The sequence below is a fragment of the Neorhizobium sp. USDA 3394 genome (genome assembly GCF_056280385.1).
Genome location: NZ_JBWCDU010000001.1, coordinates 3,839,466 through 3,854,933 on the forward strand (window position 1 = coordinate 3,839,466; position 15,468 = coordinate 3,854,933).

At 62.5% G+C, this 15,468-nt stretch carries 11 protein-coding genes; 7 read left to right on the forward strand and 4 right to left on the reverse strand.

Features of this window, described 5'->3' with window-relative positions; genetic code table 11:
• Nucleotides 1-10: 10 nt before the first annotated feature.
• Entirely contained in the window at nt 11-2,641 is a 2,631-nt protein-coding gene (leuS, locus tag ACZ9EJ_RS18980) for a leucine--tRNA ligase (RefSeq protein ID WP_046641965.1), read from the reverse strand.
• A 196-nt stretch (nt 2,642-2,837) separates the two neighbouring features.
• Between leuS and ACZ9EJ_RS18985 the strand changes: the two genes are divergently transcribed.
• Together ACZ9EJ_RS18985 and ACZ9EJ_RS18990 are read left to right on the forward strand one after the other, a co-directional pair.
• Nucleotides 2,838-3,497: a YggS family pyridoxal phosphate-dependent enzyme gene (locus ACZ9EJ_RS18985; protein WP_046641921.1), complete on the forward strand. Its 660-nt coding sequence runs from the start codon at nt 2,838-2,840 to the stop codon at nt 3,495-3,497.
• Between the two features lie 105 nt (nt 3,498-3,602).
• Nucleotides 3,603-5,534 carry a propionyl-CoA synthetase gene (locus ACZ9EJ_RS18990; RefSeq protein WP_251091234.1) on the forward strand — a complete coding sequence of 644 codons (1,932 nt, stop codon included), beginning with the start codon at nt 3,603-3,605 and terminating at the stop codon, nt 5,532-5,534.
• Between the two features lie 56 nt (nt 5,535-5,590).
• Here the strand turns inward: ACZ9EJ_RS18990 and ACZ9EJ_RS18995 are convergent, their stop codons facing one another.
• Nucleotides 5,591-6,301, reverse strand: a complete 711-nt coding sequence (locus tag ACZ9EJ_RS18995; RefSeq protein ID WP_046634639.1) for a DUF1013 domain-containing protein — start codon at nt 6,299-6,301, stop codon at nt 5,591-5,593.
• A 240-nt stretch (nt 6,302-6,541) separates the two neighbouring features.
• Here ACZ9EJ_RS18995 and acs point away from each other — a divergent pair, with 240 nt between their 5' ends.
• Nucleotides 6,542-8,494, forward strand: coding sequence for an acetate--CoA ligase (gene acs / locus ACZ9EJ_RS19000; RefSeq protein ID WP_046642597.1), 1,953 nt, complete (start codon nt 6,542-6,544; stop codon nt 8,492-8,494).
• A 214-nt stretch (nt 8,495-8,708) separates the two neighbouring features.
• Here acs and ACZ9EJ_RS19005 read toward each other — a convergent pair whose 3' ends face one another.
• Both ACZ9EJ_RS19005 and ACZ9EJ_RS19010 read right to left on the reverse strand, forming a co-directional pair.
• Nucleotides 8,709-9,155, reverse strand: coding sequence for a thermonuclease family protein (locus tag ACZ9EJ_RS19005; RefSeq protein ID WP_046642598.1), 447 nt, complete (start codon nt 9,153-9,155; stop codon nt 8,709-8,711).
• A 49-nt stretch (nt 9,156-9,204) separates the two neighbouring features.
• Entirely contained in the window at nt 9,205-9,423 is a 219-nt protein-coding gene (locus ACZ9EJ_RS19010; protein ID WP_046634644.1) for a DUF1674 domain-containing protein, read from the reverse strand.
• A 121-nt stretch (nt 9,424-9,544) separates the two neighbouring features.
• Here ACZ9EJ_RS19010 and htpX point away from each other — a divergent pair, with 121 nt between their 5' ends.
• From htpX to purH, 4 genes are all read left to right on the forward strand, one after another.
• Nucleotides 9,545-10,519, forward strand: coding sequence for a zinc metalloprotease HtpX (gene htpX, locus ACZ9EJ_RS19015; RefSeq protein WP_046634787.1), 975 nt, complete (start codon nt 9,545-9,547; stop codon nt 10,517-10,519).
• Nucleotides 10,510-11,928, forward strand: a complete 1,419-nt coding sequence (locus ACZ9EJ_RS19020) for an RsmB/NOP family class I SAM-dependent RNA methyltransferase (RefSeq protein WP_251091243.1) — start codon at nt 10,510-10,512, stop codon at nt 11,926-11,928. The genes htpX and ACZ9EJ_RS19020 overlap by 10 nt, the downstream gene beginning before the upstream one ends.
• Nucleotides 11,929-12,028: 100 nt before the next feature.
• Entirely contained in the window at nt 12,029-13,711 is a 1,683-nt protein-coding gene (locus tag ACZ9EJ_RS19025; RefSeq protein WP_046642600.1) for a heparinase II/III family protein, read from the forward strand.
• 86 nt (nt 13,712-13,797) lie between these two features.
• On the forward strand, nt 13,798-15,414 hold the full coding sequence (gene purH, locus ACZ9EJ_RS19030; RefSeq protein ID WP_046642601.1) for a bifunctional phosphoribosylaminoimidazolecarboxamide formyltransferase/IMP cyclohydrolase: 1,617 nt from the start codon (nt 13,798-13,800) through the stop codon (nt 15,412-15,414).
• The last annotated feature ends 54 nt before the right edge of the window (nt 15,415-15,468 follow it).

A 15,468-nucleotide genomic window follows, 5' to 3' on the forward strand; every position in this document is an offset into this window, starting at 1 on the left:
AAGAGAGCGGTCAAACGACAATGTTTACGATCCTCTGTGGGACGACGATTACTTTCTTCGGCGCTCGGCCTTCCAGTGCCGCCTTGACCGCATCCAGCGCCAGAACCGCAGCTTCGACCGCACTTTGATCCGCGTCGCGCGCGATTGTCAATTCGCCGCGCTTCTTGCCGTTGATTTGCACCGGCAGTGTGACCTCGTTCTCGACGACCAGTGTTTCGTCATATTGCGGCCAGGCAGCCAGGGAGAGCAGTTCCCTGTTGCCGAGCGTTGCCCAGCATTCTTCGGCCAGATGCGGCGTCATGGGGGCGACAAGCTGGATCAGGATCTCCGAGGCGTTGCGGACGGCAGCCCGATAGGCGGTATCGCCCTCGCCGGCTGCGACCCGGGCGAGCGGCGCTGCAAGTGCGTTCACGAGCTCATAGATGCGCGCCACGGCCTTGTTGAAGGAGAGCTTGTCGTAGTCACCCTGAACCGCCTTCAGCGTCTTGTGGGCGAGCTGCGAGATCGCCAGGGCTTCTCCGTCCTTAGCCGGCACCGGATCGACGCCGACCAGGTTATCGGAGGCTTCCGAAATCAGGCGCCACAGGCGCTGGGTGAAGCGATAGGCGCCTTCGACACCGGCTTCCGACCAGATGACGTCGCGGTCCGGCGGAGAGTCGGACAGTACGAAGAAGCGAGCGGTATCGGCACCGTAGGAGGCGATGATATCGTCCGGATCGACGACGTTCTTCTTCGATTTCGACATCTTCTCGATCGAGCCGATCGTGACTTCCTCGCCGCCCTTCAGCATGGTGGCGCGGCGTTTGCCGTCAACTTCCTCGATGCGGATATCGGCCGGTGCGACCCATTCACCGTTCGGGCCGGTGCCACGACGATAGGTTTCGTGCACCACCATACCCTGCGTGAAGAGGCCCTTGAAGGGCTCCTTGACCTCGACATGGCCGGTTTCGCGCATGGCGCGGGTAAAGAAACGGGAATAGAGCAGGTGCAGGATCGCATGCTCGATGCCGCCGATATACTGGTCGACCGGCAGCCATCGGTTGGCGACGGCCGGATCGGTCGGATCCTTTTCCCAGGGCGCGGTGAAGCGGGTGAAATACCAGCTCGAATCGACGAACGTATCCATCGTGTCCGTCTCACGGCGAGCATCCTTGCCGCATTGTGGGCAGGCGACGTGGCGCCAGGTCGGATGGCGGTCGAGCGGGTTGCCGGGCAGGTCGAAGGTCACGTCGTCCGGCAGTTTTACCGGCAGGTCTGCCTTCGGCACCGGCACGACGCCGCAGTCATCACAATGGATAACCGGGATCGGGCAGCCCCAGTAGCGCTGGCGGGAAATGCCCCAGTCGCGCAGGCGAAAGTTCACCTTGCGCTCACCCTGCGGCATGTTGCCGACCATCGTTTCCGACAGGCGGTCTGCTACGATCGCGAAAGCTTCGTCCGTCGTCTTGCCGTCCAGGAAACGCGAGTTGATCATCACGCCGTCATCGACATAAGCGGTGTCGCCGACGGTAAAGGTCGCGGCATCGCCATCCTTCGGCATGACGACCGGAACGACGGGCAGGCCGTATTTGCGGGCGAAATCCAAGTCTCGCTGGTCCCCGGACGGGCAGCCGAAGATGGCGCCGGTGCCGTAATCCATCAGCACGAAATTGGCGACATAGACCGGCAGCTCCCAGGAGGGGTCGAGCGGGTGCCTAACGCGGATGCCGGTGTCGATGCCCTTCTTCTCGGCCGTTTCCAGCGCTGCGAGGGAGGTTCCGTGATGGCGGCATTCCTCGGCGAAAGCTTCGATAGCCGGATTCAGTGCAGCAGCGGCCTTGGCCAGCGGATGGTCGGCGGCAATCGCCAGAAAAGACGCACCGAACAGCGTGTCGGGACGGGTCGTGTAGACCACGACTTCGCTCTCGCCGGCGGGTGCCGTCGAACTCACGATTTCCCAACGAACCGTCAGGCCTTCGGAGCGGCCGATCCAGTTCTTCTGCATCAGCCGGACCTTTTCAGGCCACTGATCAAGCGTATCGAGCGAGTCCAGCAGATCCTGGCTGAAATCGGTGATCTTGAAGAACCACTGTACCAGGTCGCGCTGCTCTACCAAGGCACCTGAGCGCCAGCCGCGGCCGTCGATGACCTGTTCGTTGGCCAGGACCGTCTGGTCGACAGGGTCCCAGTTGACCTTGGATTGCTTGCGGTAGACCAGGCCCTTTTCCATCATGTCGAGGAAAAGGTGCTGCTGCTGCTGGTAATATTCCACATCACAGGTGGCGAACTCGCGTGACCAGTCGAGCGACAGGCCCATGGCCTTCAGCTGCGCCTTCATCGATTCGATGTTCTGGTAGGTCCAGGTCTTCGGATGCACCTTGTTGTCGCGGGCGGCGTTTTCAGCCGGCATGCCGAAAGCGTCCCAGCCCATCGGGTGAAGGACGTTGAAACCGCGGGCGCGCTTGTAGCGGGCCACCACGTCGCCCATGGCGTAATTGCGCACATGGCCCATGTGGATGCGGCCCGACGGATAGGGAAACATCTCCAGAACGTAGTATTTCTCGCGCGGATCGCTGTTGTCGGTCTCGAAGACCTTGGCATCGTTCCAGGTCTGCTGCCAACGGGGCTCGGCATCGCGCGGATTATAACGTTCAGTCGCCATTTCAATGATATTCCGGGAAAACAGGATCAAGAGTCGGGCGAGACCTTCACCATGAAACCCTGCAAGCGTCAAGTTTTACAGGGTCGGGAAAGGCCAAGTTTAGGGCGAAACGCCCTTGGCAGAGCCTTATATGAGGGCTAAGCGCTGAGCTTGCAAGAAAAGCGGAAGGCTTCAGTAAAGTGGAAGGCATGGGGTCATGAGCGTCGAAGAACGGCTGCAGGATGTGAAGGCACGGATCGGGAAGGCAGAGCGCCTGTCTAAGCGACCTGCAGGGTCGGTGACGCTTGTCGCGGTTTCGAAGACGTTCGATGCGGAAGACATCCGCCCGGTGATTGCGGCCGGGCAGCGCGTGTTCGGCGAGAACCGCGTGCAGGAAAGCCAGGGCAAATGGCCGGAGCTCAAGGCCGAGACGCCGGATATCGAACTGCACCTGATCGGGCCGCTGCAATCCAACAAGGCCGCCGATGCGGTGGCGCTGTTCGATGTCATCGAGACTGTGGATCGGGAAAAGATCGCCCGCGCGCTTGCCGACGAGATCAGGAAACAGGGCAAGGCGCCAAAACTATATGTGCAGGTGAATACCGGGCTGGAGCCGCAGAAGGCGGGTATCGAGCCGAAAGAGACTGTTGCCTTCGTGGAACTTTGCCGCAAGGAACTCGGGCTTTCGGTCGAGGGGCTGATGTGCATTCCGCCGGCCGAGGAAAATCCGGGGCCGCATTTCGCCCTGCTTGCCAAGCTCGCCAAGGAATGCGGTGTCGAAAAGCTCTCCATGGGCATGTCCGGGGATTTCGAGACGGCTGTCGAATTCGGTGCGACCAGCGTCCGGGTCGGCTCGGCCATCTTCGGATCGCGCTGAAATAGGCTTTTGCCAAGCGCCTAGCGCTTTCGTCGGGCTTCCCGGCACCTCCCGAGCACCCTAGATTGGTTATTCCGGGCTGTGCTCATGTGACGGGAGGTGCAGATGCAAAGCCGCTATTTCGACGTGTATGAAGGCTGGCAAAAGGATCCGGAAGGATTCTGGAAAAGCGCCTCTAACGCCATCCACTGGTTCAAGGAACCGGAGAAGGTCTTCAACGGTGACCAGGGCGTCTATGGGCGCTGGTTTACCGGCGGCGAGACCAATACCTGCTACAACTGTCTAGACCGGCACGTGGCGGCCGGACGGGGCGGGCAGCGGGCCTTCATCCACGACAGCGCCATGACGGGAAAACAGCAGACTTTCACCTATGCCGAGGTTCTCGACGAGGTAAAGGCGATTGCTGCGGTTCTGCTCGACCTCGGCATCGGCAAGGGCGACCGCGTCGTCATCTACATGCCGATGGTGCCGGAGGCGATCTTCTCGATGCTCGCCTGCGCCCGGCTCGGCGCCGTCCATTCGGTGGTGTTCGGCGGTTTTGCGGCGCAGGAGCTTGCGGCGCGGCTGAACGATTCGGAAGCGAAACTGGTGATCAGCGCAAGCTGCGGTCTCGAGCCTGGCCGCATCGTCGCCTACAAGCCGCTGCTCGACCAGGCGATCGAGCTTGCCCGCGTGAAACCGGAACATTGCCTTATCCTGCAGCGCGAGCAGCTCCAGGCGGCGTTGCGGCCGGAGCGGGGAGAGCTGGATTTCGCCAAGACCGTCGAACAGGCGCGGGGCAGGGATGTTTCATGCGTGCCGGTCAAGGCGACCGACCCGCTCTATATCCTCTACACGTCGGGTACGACGGGCCAGCCGAAGGGGGTGGTGCGCGACAATGGCGGGCACATGGTGGCGCTCGCCTGGAGCATGGAGAACATCTTCGGCGTCAAGCCGGGGGAGGTGTTCTGGACGGCATCCGATATCGGCTGGGTCGTCGGCCATTCCTATATCGTCTATGGACCGCTGCTGACCGGCAATACCAGCGTGATCTTCGAGGGCAAGCCGGTCGGCACGCCGGATGCAGGCACGTTCTGGCGGGTCGTTGCCGATCACGACGTGAAAGTGCTGTTCACCGCGCCGACGGCTTTCCGGGCGATCCGCCGCGACGATCCGGACGGCGAGCTGGTCGAGAAATACGATCTCACCGGTATGCGGGCCTTGTTCCTTGCCGGCGAGCGGGCCGATTCGGAAACGCTGAAATGGGCCGAGCAGAAGCTGAAGATCCCCGTCATCGACCACTGGTGGCAGACTGAGACGGGCTGGCCGGTAGCCGCCAACACGGTCGGGCTCGGGTTGATGCCGGTCAAACACGGTTCACCGACACGGCCGATGCCGGGTTATGCGCTGGACGTGCTGGACGATGCGGGCCATCCGGTGCCGCGCGGCACGCTCGGCAATATCGTCATCAAGCTGCCGCTGCCGCCCGGCTGCCTGGTTAGCTTCTGGAAAGCAGACCAGCGGTTCCGCGAGGCCTGCCTCGACGAGTTCCCGGGGTATTACAAGACAGCCGATGCCGGGGTGATGGACGAGGAGGGCTATATCTTCGTGATGGCGCGCACCGACGACATCATCAACTGCGCCGGGCACCGTCTTTCGACAGGGGCGATGGAGGAGGTCTGCTCCAAACATCCGGACGTCGCCGAATGCGCGGTGATCGGCGTCCATGATGCCACCAAGGGGCAGATCCCCTGCGGCTTCGTGGTGCTGAAAAACCATGTTTCACGGGAAACGGCCGATATCGCGAAAGAAGTGGCCGAACTCGTGCGCAACGAGATCGGGCCGGTCGCGGCGTTCAAGACGGTGATGGTGGTTCACAAGCTGCCGAAGACTCGATCGGGCAAGATATTGCGCGGCACCATGCAGAAGATCGCCGACGACATGCCGTGGAAAATGCCGGCGACGATCGAGGATGCGACGGTGCTGGACGAGATCACCGCGATCCTGAAGGCGAACGGTTATGCCCGAGAGGGCAGCGGCCTGAAACAGAGCGCCTGAACGAAAAAAGCCCCGGATCGTCTCCGGGGCTTTTTCATGCAATCGATATGGTTCGATCAGAAACGTTCGTCTTCCTCGTCGTCGTCGCGGCGTGTCGACTTGAGGGACGAGAGCTTGGCGAAAACGGCGTCGGCGTCGATTTCCTTCTCTTCCTCGCGCTCGTTGCGATAGCTGAAGCCGAGATTTTCGGTTTCAGCCGCCGGCTGCAGGGAAGCGCCGAGTTCGGCGGCGGTCGGCAGCGGACGGCCCTTGGAAGCGCGTTCGACTTCGAGGTCGAGATCGATCTGGCTGCAGAGGCCGAGCGTTACCGGGTCCATCGGCGTCAGGTTGGTCGAGTTCCAGTGGGTGCGCTCGCGGATCTGTTCGATCGTCGACTTGGTGGTGCCGACGAGGCGGGAAATCTGTGCGTCTTTCAGTTCCGGATGGTTGCGAACCAGCCAGAGAATCGCGTTCGGGCGATCCTGGCGCTTGGAGACCGGCGTGTAGCGCGGGCCGCGGCGCTTCGATTCGGGCACACGAACCTTCGGCTCGGAAAGTTTCAGCTTGTAGTTGACGTCCTTTTCGCCGCGCTCGATTTCATCGCGCGAAAGCTGGCCGGTGGCGATCGGGTCCAGGCCCTTGATGCCCTGTGCCGCTTCGCCATCCGCAATCGCCTTCACCTCGAGCGGGTGGAGCTTGCAGAAATTGGCGATCTGATCGAAGGAAAGTGCGGTATTGTCGACCAGCCATACAGCGGTCGCCTTCGGCATGAGCAATTGTTGAGCCATGGGTATAGGTCCTCTGTCCGTCCGCGCCGGTGTCGCGGGCCGTGGGTATCAACCACAATTTCCGGGAATTTACCGCCCTATAATCGAATTGGGACGGAATTGCAAATCTTTGAAGCAAGATCGTTGCCGCCCGGATGAACCGTTTGTCTAATTGCCGCCCTTGCCTCACCTGTTATGAATGCGGCACATATCGCTGACGGCTCGATGCGTCGTCATGCGTGCCAATTCAGGGAGGTGTTCATGTCCGAAAAAGTCTACCCGGTCCTCAAGTCTGCCAAAGCAACAGCGCTCATCGACAAGGACAAATACGAAAAGTGGTACGAGGAGAGCGTCGAGGATCCGGACAAGTTCTGGGGCAAGCACGGCAAGCGCATCGACTGGTTCAAGCCCTATACCAAAGTCAAGAACACCTCCTTCAAGGGCAAGGTCTCGATCAAGTGGTTCGAGGACGGCCTGACCAACGTTTCCTACAATTGCATCGACCGCCACCTGAAGACCCATGGGGAGCGCACCGCGCTGATCTGGGAAGGCGACAATCCCTATATCGACAAGAAGATCACCTATAACCAGCTCTACGATCAGGTCTGCCGGCTGGCGAACGTCCTGAAGAAGCATGGTGTCAAGAAGGGTGACCGCGTCACCATCTACATGCCGATGATCCCGGAAGCGGCCTATGCGATGCTCGCCTGCGCCCGTATCGGCGCGGTGCATTCGGTCGTGTTCGGCGGGTTCTCGCCGGAGGCGCTGGCCGGCCGCATCATCGACTGCCAGTCGACATTCGTGATCACCTGCGACGAGGGCGTGCGCGGCGGCAAGCCGGTGCCGCTCAAGGACAATACCGATACGGCGATCCATATCGCTGCCCGCCAGCACGTGATCGTCAACAAGGTCGTGGTGGTGCGCCGTACCGGCGGCAAGACCGGCTGGGCGCCAGGGCGTGACGTCTGGTACCACCAGGAAATTGCTACCGTGAAGGGACATTGCGAGCCGGTGAAGATGAAGGCGGAGGATCCGCTGTTCATTCTCTACACGTCGGGTTCCACCGGCAAGCCGAAGGGCGTTCTGCACACGACCGGCGGTTATCTCGTCTTCGCGGCGATGACCCACGAATACACGTTCGACTACCATGACGGCGACATCTACTGGTGCACGGCGGATGTGGGCTGGGTCACCGGCCATTCCTACATCGTCTACGGGCCGCTGGCGAACTGCGCCACCTCGCTGATGTTCGAAGGTGTGCCGAACTTCCCGGACCAGGGCCGTTTCTGGGAAATCATCGACAAGCACAAGGTCAACATTTTCTATACGGCACCGACGGCGATCCGCTCGCTGATGGGCGCCGGCGACGAGTTCGTGAAGCGCTCCTCGCGCGAAAGCCTGCGCCTGCTCGGCACGGTCGGCGAGCCGATCAATCCGGAAGCCTGGGAATGGTATTACAACGTGGTCGGCGACAAGCGCTGCCCGGTCGTCGACACCTGGTGGCAGACGGAAACTGGCGGCCACATGATCACGCCGCTGCCGGGCGCCACCGACCTGAAGCCGGGTTCGGCCACCAAGCCGTTCTTCGGCGTCAAGCCCGAGCTGGTCGATAACGAAGGCAAGGTGCTGGAAGGAGCCGCCGACGGCAATCTCTGCATCAGCGACGCCTGGCCGGGCATGATGCGCACGGTCTATGGCGACCACGAGCGCTTTATCCAGACCTATTTCTCCACCTACAAGGGCAAATATTTCACCGGTGACGGCTGCCGGCGCGACGAGGACGGCTATTACTGGATTACGGGCCGCGTCGACGACGTGCTGAACGTTTCCGGCCACCGGCTCGGCACGGCGGAGGTGGAATCGGCGCTCGTCTCGCACCATCTCGTGTCGGAAGCGGCGGTCGTCGGTTATCCGCACAACATCAAGGGCCAGGGCATCTATTGCTACGTGACCCTGATGTCCGGTCACGAGGGCAACGACGCGTTGCGCCAGGAACTGGTGAAGCACGTCCGCCAGGAAATCGGCCCGATCGCGGCGCCCGACAAGATCCAGTTCGCACCCGGCCTGCCGAAAACCCGGTCGGGCAAGATCATGCGCCGCATCCTGCGCAAGATCGCCGAGGACGATTTCGGCTCGCTTGGCGACATCTCGACGCTCGCGGATCCGGGCGTGGTGGACGACCTGATCGCCAACCGCCAGAACAAGGCGGGCTGATCGAACCCAAGGGCCGCTCGGGAAACCGGGCGGCCTTTCGGATTACTGACGCAGGTCGCTAAACGAGGTTTCGTCATGCTCGGGCCTGTCCCGAGCATCTACAACGGTATTTATCGAGACTCAGCAGATCCTCGGCTCAGGGCCGAGGATGACGCCGAGTGAAGATTGAGGCATGCGATCATCTTGAAGATCGCTCGCGAACTCTGCGCCCTCTTCAGTTCGTGTCACAGACCTGCCGCGGCTTGCGCCCGCCATCGTAGCTTTGCACGAGACCGGCGAGAAGCAGGTCATCCCGGGCGTTGCGACCATCGGAGAGCACAACGTCCGCGACAATGCGGCCGAAATATTTGTCGCCGGAAATATGGGTGAGCTGAATTTTGCGTGATTGGGCAGTCAGCGCTTCGAGCGCACGTCGGGCGTCAAGGCCTGCCTCCCGAAGCCGCTCGCATTTCGATTTCAGCTCCGGCGCATCGATCCCGCGAATACGCACATAAACTTCCATCTTCTGCTGCGGCCAGGGCTGCGCTTCGACCAGCAGCGTATCGCCGTCGATGACCCGCAGGATCTCCGCCGCGACCGGCCCGGAAATCTCGTCACGCGCTTCCACCTCGGCGGCGAACACCGCGACGATGCCAGTGACAATGAGAAGCGACTTGATCATGGAAAGGAATAAATTCCGATCCAAAGCGGAAGTCAATAGGAATATTTACTTAGAAATCGATCGCGCGGCCGTTGATCTCCCAGTCGCCGAAGCGGGCGGGGTCGGCGCCGCCGCGGCCGCCGAATTCTTCGGGCATTTCGGCCTTGGCTGCCGCCTGACGGCGTTCCTCGGCTTCCTTCAGGGCGCGCTGGGCGGCCGGGGATAGGGGCTTCTTTGGAGCAGCTTCTTCCGGGACGGTTTCCGAGTTGTCGTTATCTGCGCTTTGCATCTTGAGCTTTGCCGGGTCGATTATTGAAAATTCTGGTTTAATTGACCACATCATAGGGCGTCCGCGCCCAAGGGAAAACCCTTTAACTGCCTTGAGGCGATCGGCAACGGGAGAGATGACGATGAATGTAATGCGCACCGCCATGCTTCTGGCCTTCATGACGGCCCTGTTCATGGGGATCGGCTTTCTGATCGGCGGCACGGGCGGCATGATGATCGCGCTGGTGATCGCTGCCGGCATGAACCTGTTTTCCTACTGGAATTCCGACAAGATGGTTCTGTCGGCCTATCATGCGCAGGAGGTCGATGCGCGCAGCGCGCCGGAATTCTACAACATGATCCGCGACCTTTCGGCCAATGCCGGCCTGCCGATGCCGAAGGTCTATGTCTATGACAATCCGCAGCCGAACGCCTTTGCGACCGGCCGTAATCCGCAGAACGCCGCCGTTGCCGCCTCTACCGGGCTGATGCAGCGGCTGACGCATGAGGAAGTGGCGGGCGTGATGGCGCATGAGCTCGCGCATATCCAGAACCGCGACACGCTGACCATGACGATCACCGCGACGCTTGCTGGCGCGATCTCGATGCTCGGCAATTTCGCCTTCTTCTTCGGCGGCAATCGCGAGAACAACAATCCGCTCGGTTTCATCGGCGTGATCGTGGCGATGATCGTCGCCCCGTTCGCGGCGATGCTGGTGCAGATGGCGATCAGTCGGACGCGCGAATATTCGGCCGACCGTCGTGGCGCCGAGATCTGCGGCAATCCGCTCTGGCTTGCCTCCGCGCTTGCCAAGATTGCCGGCGCGGCCCATCAGATCCCGAACTACGACGCCGAGCGCAATCCGGCGACGGCGCATATGTTCATCATCAATCCGCTGTCGGGCGAGCGGATGGACAACCTGTTCTCGACCCACCCGGACACCGGGAACCGTATCGCCGCCCTGCAGCAGATGGCCGGGGAGTTCTCCAATGGCAATCGGGGCAATGCCTCGACGGCCGGGTTCCAGGCTGATAGACCGCAGCGCACCGCGCGCTCCGTTCCGAATACCGGTTGGGGCCGCGGCTCGGATGAACCGCGCAAAGGTCCCTGGTCTTGAACGAAGACAAGAAGAACAAGAAGCCATACAAGCCATCGGGCAAACCAGCGGAACAGCGCAGGAAACCGGCTCACTCGGAGCGGGAAAGCGGCCCCTTCAAGGCGGGCCTCGAGGTTCGGATCACGGCCGCCAAGTTGCTGGCGGCGGTCATCGATCGCAAGATCTCGCTCGACGGTATGCTCGACCTCGTCCACGGCAATCCGGCCTATCGGGCGCTCAGTGATGCCGACCGGGCGCTGACGCGCGCCATTCTCAATACCGCACTCCGGCATCTGCCGCGCATCGAGGCGGCGATCACTTCGCTGATCGATACGCCGCTGCCGGAAGGTGCGCGGGCGCTTCACCACGTGCTGGTGATTGCTGCTGCGCAGATCCTGCATCTCGACGTACCGCCGCATGCGGCCGTCGACCTTGCGGTCGAACAGGCCAATCGCGATCCGCGCAATCGCCGTTTCGCCAAGCTGGTGAACGCGGTCCTGCGCCGGATGGACCGGGAAAAGGACGAGATCCTTGCCGCGACCGCTACGATTTCGCCGGTGCCGGCGTGGTTCCGCAAGCGGCTGGTCGCCCTCTACGGCGAGGCGGAGGCGGATCGTATCGCCGAAGCGCAGCTTGTTCCGGCAGCCATCGACCTGACGGTCAAATCCGATCCAGCTGCCTGGGCGGAAAAGCTCGGCGGCACGGTTCTGCCGACCGGCAGTATTCGCCTGGCGGCCTTCGATGGTGCGGTTTCCGCCCTCGAAGGGTTCGATGAGGGCGTCTGGTGGGTGCAGGACGTTGCGGCCAGCATTCCCGCAAAACTGTTCGGCGATCTCAAGGGCAAGAAGGTGGCCGATCTCTGTGCGGCCCCTGGCGGCAAGACGGCGCAGCTGATTGCGGCCGGTGCCGAGGTGATCGCCGTCGAGCAATCCGGCAACCGGCTGGCGCGGCTCAAGGAAAATCTCGGGCGGCTCGGTTACGAGGCGGAACTGGTCGGCGGCGACCTTTTCGAATTCAAGCCGGCAGAGTTGCTGGACGGCGTGCTGCTCGATGCGCCCTGTTCCTCGACCGGCACGACGCGCCGGCATCCGGACGTGCTCTGGACCAAGGGTCCGGAGGATGTGACCAAGCTTGCGGCTCTCCAGGAAAAGATGCTGCGCCACGCCGTCACGCTGGTGAAACCGGGCGGCATCATCGTTTTCTCCAACTGCTCGCTTGATTCGGCGGAGGGGGAGGAACTGGTCGTGCGTGTGCTCAAGGACCATCCCGAATTGAAACGCCTGGCCGTCAACCCGGAGGACTGGCCGGGGCTGGAAGGCGCGATCTCGCCGCTCGGCGAATTCCGCACCACGCCGGCCATGCTGCCCGCCAGCGAAAATTTTGTGGGCGGCATGGATGGCTTCTTCGCGAGCGTGCTCCAAGTCCGGTAAGGCTTTCTTCACCATACGGACTGATACTTTCGAATAATCTAATAGTTGATTCCCGCCGGCGGGGCGGAGGCTGATTCCTGCGGAGTATTCCAGATTGAAGATGCGGCTCGCGGATCGCCGGAGGCTCCTGTCCTTCGGCTTGCGGGAAATCTGGCGACGCCTTTGCCGGCGGTCCGCCGGATTCCGCCTGGCCGTGACCTCGTTTTCCATGCAGGTGCCGGACCGGCTGATCGTTGCGCCGACGGACCTGCGGGCGCTCGATCCGTTCGTGGCGGAAGAGATCCTTGAAGGCCGGTTCCCGCTCGCGGGACGGATCCTCGAAACCTATGGCCAGTCGCCGTTCTCCGTCGAGCTTCCGTCGCGGGCGGCAGCTGAGCGGCTGCATTCGTTCGCCTGGCTTCGCCATATCCGCACCAACAAGACAGAAGTGGCCTGCGCCAGCGCCCGGCAGGTGGTTGCCGACTGGATCGTGCTTTATGGCCGAAGCCCGAAGGGCATTGCCTGGGAAGCGCATGTGGCGGCAGAACGGGTGATCGCCTGGCTCTCGCACTCAACCGTAGTTTTGCAGGGCGCCGAGGCCGGCTTCTACCGCCGTTTCATGAAAAGCCTCGCCTATCAGGTCCGGTATCTGAGGAAGATAGCCGGCTGCACGCCGGAGGGCGATACGCGGCTGAGACTGCGGATCGCGCTCGCCATGGCCTCGATCTCGATGCCGACGCGGGCCGCCTATGTCCGTCGTGAGGGCGGCCGGCTCGATCGGGAGCTTGAACGGCAGATCCTTGCCGACGGCGGGCACGTATCGCGCAATCCGCGCGCGGTGCTCGACCTGCTGATCGATCTTCTGCCGCTGCGCCAGACCTATATCAATCTCGGCCACGACCTGCCGTCGAAGCTCATTCCGACGATCGACCGCATGTATCCGGCGCTTCGCTTCTTCCGGCACCAGGACGGCGATCTGGCGCTCTTCAACGGCGCCAGTTCGACGCCCGCAAGCGAACTGATGTCGGTGCTGCGTTATGACGAGACGGCAGGCAAGCCGTTCAAGGCGCTGCCGCACATGAACTATCACCGCCTGTCGGCGGATGGCACGACGCTGATCGTCGATACCGGCCGGCCGCTCTCCCCCGGGCTTTCCCGCGGAGCGCATGCAGGCTGCCTTTCCTTCGAGATGTCGGCCGGCCGGCATCGTTTCATCGTCAACTGCGGTTCGCCCAAATATGCGGGCCGCAACTACCGGCACATGTCGCGCTCGACGCCCGCCCATTCGACAGTAACGCTTAACGAGACCTCGTCCAGCCGCATCATTAGGTCCCGCTTCGCGGGCTCCATGCTGCTCGGCGGCGTGTCGGAGGTGGAGGTCGAGCGCTGGGACGACATGCACGGCAATGACTGGCTGCGAGCCAGCCACGACGGCTATGTCCACCAGTTCGGTTACTTTCACGAGCGCGAGATCGGCCTCAATGTGAAGGGTAACAAGATCAAGGGTCACGACCGGCTTTACCTGCCGGAGGGCGAGGCTGCGGATAACGGGCCTTTCCTGGCGGTGGCCCGCTTCCACATCCACCCGGTCATCACGCTTTCGCGGCGGGACGAGGAAAGCGTCAGCATGCGCGCGCCGGACGGTGAGACCTGGATCTTTGCGGCACCGGGGCTGCAGGTGATGATCGACGAGGACATCTTCTTCGCCGACGTTTCCGGCGTGCGGCCGAGCCAGCAGCTCGTCATCGAGTTTTCTCCGCCGGAGACATCGGAAATACGCTGGATGCTGAGACGCGGCGAATAGGGCGTTTCTTCTTCTGCTAAGCTGTGCTAACGGGCGGCCATCTTACCTTCGCGCCGGGTTCCGCGGCGCCTTTCCAGGAGAGACCGATGGCCGTCGTTTCCAAGAAAATCCCCGCTCCCGACCGCATCAGGATCCGCACCGCGCTGCTCTCGGTCTCCGACAAGACCGGTATCATCGAGCTTGCCAAGGCCCTCACCGAGCAGGGCGTGAAGCTCCTGTCGACCGGCGGTACGCACAAGGCGATCGCCGCGGCGGGATTGGCGGTCACCGACGTGTCCGAGGTGACGGGTTTTCCGGAAATCATGGACGGCCGGGTGAAGACGCTGCATCCGATGGTGCATGGCGGCCTGCTGGCGATCCGCGACGATGCGGAACATGCAGCGGCGATGAAGGAACACGGCATCGAGGGTATCGATCTTGCCGTCATCAATCTCTACCCGTTCGAGGAAGTGCGCGCCGCCGGCGGCGACTACCCGACGACGGTCGAGAATATCGATATCGGCGGCCCGGCGATGATCCGCGCATCCGCCAAGAACCATGCCTATGTGACCACCGTCACCGATCCTTCCGACTACCCGGCTTTGATCGAGGCGCTGCGTTCGAATGACGGGCAGACGGTCTATGCCTTCCGCCAGAAGCTGGCAGCCAAGGCCTATGCCCGCACGGCGGCCTATGACACGGCGATCTCCAACTGGTTCGCGGAAGCGCTTGACATCGAGATCCCGCGCTACCGGACGATCGGCGGGGTGCTGAAGGAAGAGATGCGCTACGGCGAGAACCCGCACCAGAGCGCCGGCTTTTACGTGACCGGCGAAAACCGACCCGGCGTGGCGACCGCCAAGCTCCTGCAGGGCAAGCAGCTCTCCTACAACAATATCAACGACACCGACGGCGCTTTCGAGCTGATCGCCGAATTCTCGCCGGAAAAGGCACCGGCCTGCGCGATCATCAAGCATGCCAACCCTTGCGGCGTGGCGACCGGCCCGAGCCTCAGGCAAGCCTATCTGCGAGCTCTGGCCTGCGATTCCACCTCGGCCTTCGGCGGCATCATCGCGGTCAACCAGCTTCTCGATGCGGAGACGGCCGAAGAGATCGTCAAGCTGTTCACGGAAGTGATCATCGCCCCGGAAGTGTCCGACGAGGCCCAGGCGATCATCGCCGCCAAGAAGAACCTGCGCCTGCTGGTGACCGGCGGCCTGCCGGACCCGCGCTCGCGCGGCCTGACGGCGAAGACCGTTTCGGGCGGCCTGCTGGTCCAGACCCGCGACAACGGCATGGTCGAGGATATCGACCTGCGCGTCGTCACCAAGCGCGCGCCGACGCCGACCGAGCTCGAAGACATGAAGTTCGCCTTCAAGGTTGCCAAGCACGTGAAGTCCAACGCGGTCGTCTACGCCAAGAATGGCCAGACGGCCGGCATCGGTGCCGGCCAGATGAGCCGCATCGATTCCGCCCGCATCGCCGGCATCAAGGCGGAAGAGGCGGCCAAGGCCATGGGCTGGGCCGAGCCGATGACCAAGGGTTCCGCCGTTGCCTCGGAAGCCTTCTTCCCCTTCGCTGACGGCCTGCTTTCCGCGATTGCCGCTGGCGCCACGGCGGTCATCCAGCCGGGTGGCTCGATGCGCGACGACGAGGTGATTGCGGCGGCGGACGAGCATGGTGTGGCCATGGTGTTCACGGGAATGCGGCATTTCCGGCACTGATTGCCGGATGTCATGCTGTGAGGGCGTGGCGTGGATCCTCGGGTCAAGCCCGAG

Bases quoted from the DNA above. Each gene is read 5' to 3' on its own strand.
- ACZ9EJ_RS18990 (WP_251091234.1), top strand. From the start codon at position 3,603: ATGCAAAGCCGCTATTTCGACGTGTATGAAGGCTGGCAAAAGGATCCG.
- acs (WP_046642597.1), top strand. From the start codon at position 6,542: ATGTCCGAAAAAGTCTACCCGGTCCTCAAGTCTGCCAAAGCAACAGCG.
- ACZ9EJ_RS18995 (WP_046634639.1), bottom strand. From the start codon at position 6,301: ATGGCTCAACAATTGCTCATGCCGAAGGCGACCGCTGTATGGCTGGTC.
- ACZ9EJ_RS19025 (WP_046642600.1), top strand. From the start codon at position 12,029: ATGCGGCTCGCGGATCGCCGGAGGCTCCTGTCCTTCGGCTTGCGGGAA.
- leuS (WP_046641965.1), bottom strand. From the start codon at position 2,641: ATGGCGACTGAACGTTATAATCCGCGCGATGCCGAGCCCCGTTGGCAG.
- ACZ9EJ_RS18985 (WP_046641921.1), top strand. From the start codon at position 2,838: ATGAGCGTCGAAGAACGGCTGCAGGATGTGAAGGCACGGATCGGGAAG.
- ACZ9EJ_RS19010 (WP_046634644.1), bottom strand. From the start codon at position 9,423: ATGCAAAGCGCAGATAACGACAACTCGGAAACCGTCCCGGAAGAAGCT.
- ACZ9EJ_RS19005 (WP_046642598.1), bottom strand. From the start codon at position 9,155: ATGATCAAGTCGCTTCTCATTGTCACTGGCATCGTCGCGGTGTTCGCC.
- htpX (WP_046634787.1), top strand. From the start codon at position 9,545: ATGAATGTAATGCGCACCGCCATGCTTCTGGCCTTCATGACGGCCCTG.
- purH (WP_046642601.1), top strand. From the start codon at position 13,798: ATGGCCGTCGTTTCCAAGAAAATCCCCGCTCCCGACCGCATCAGGATC.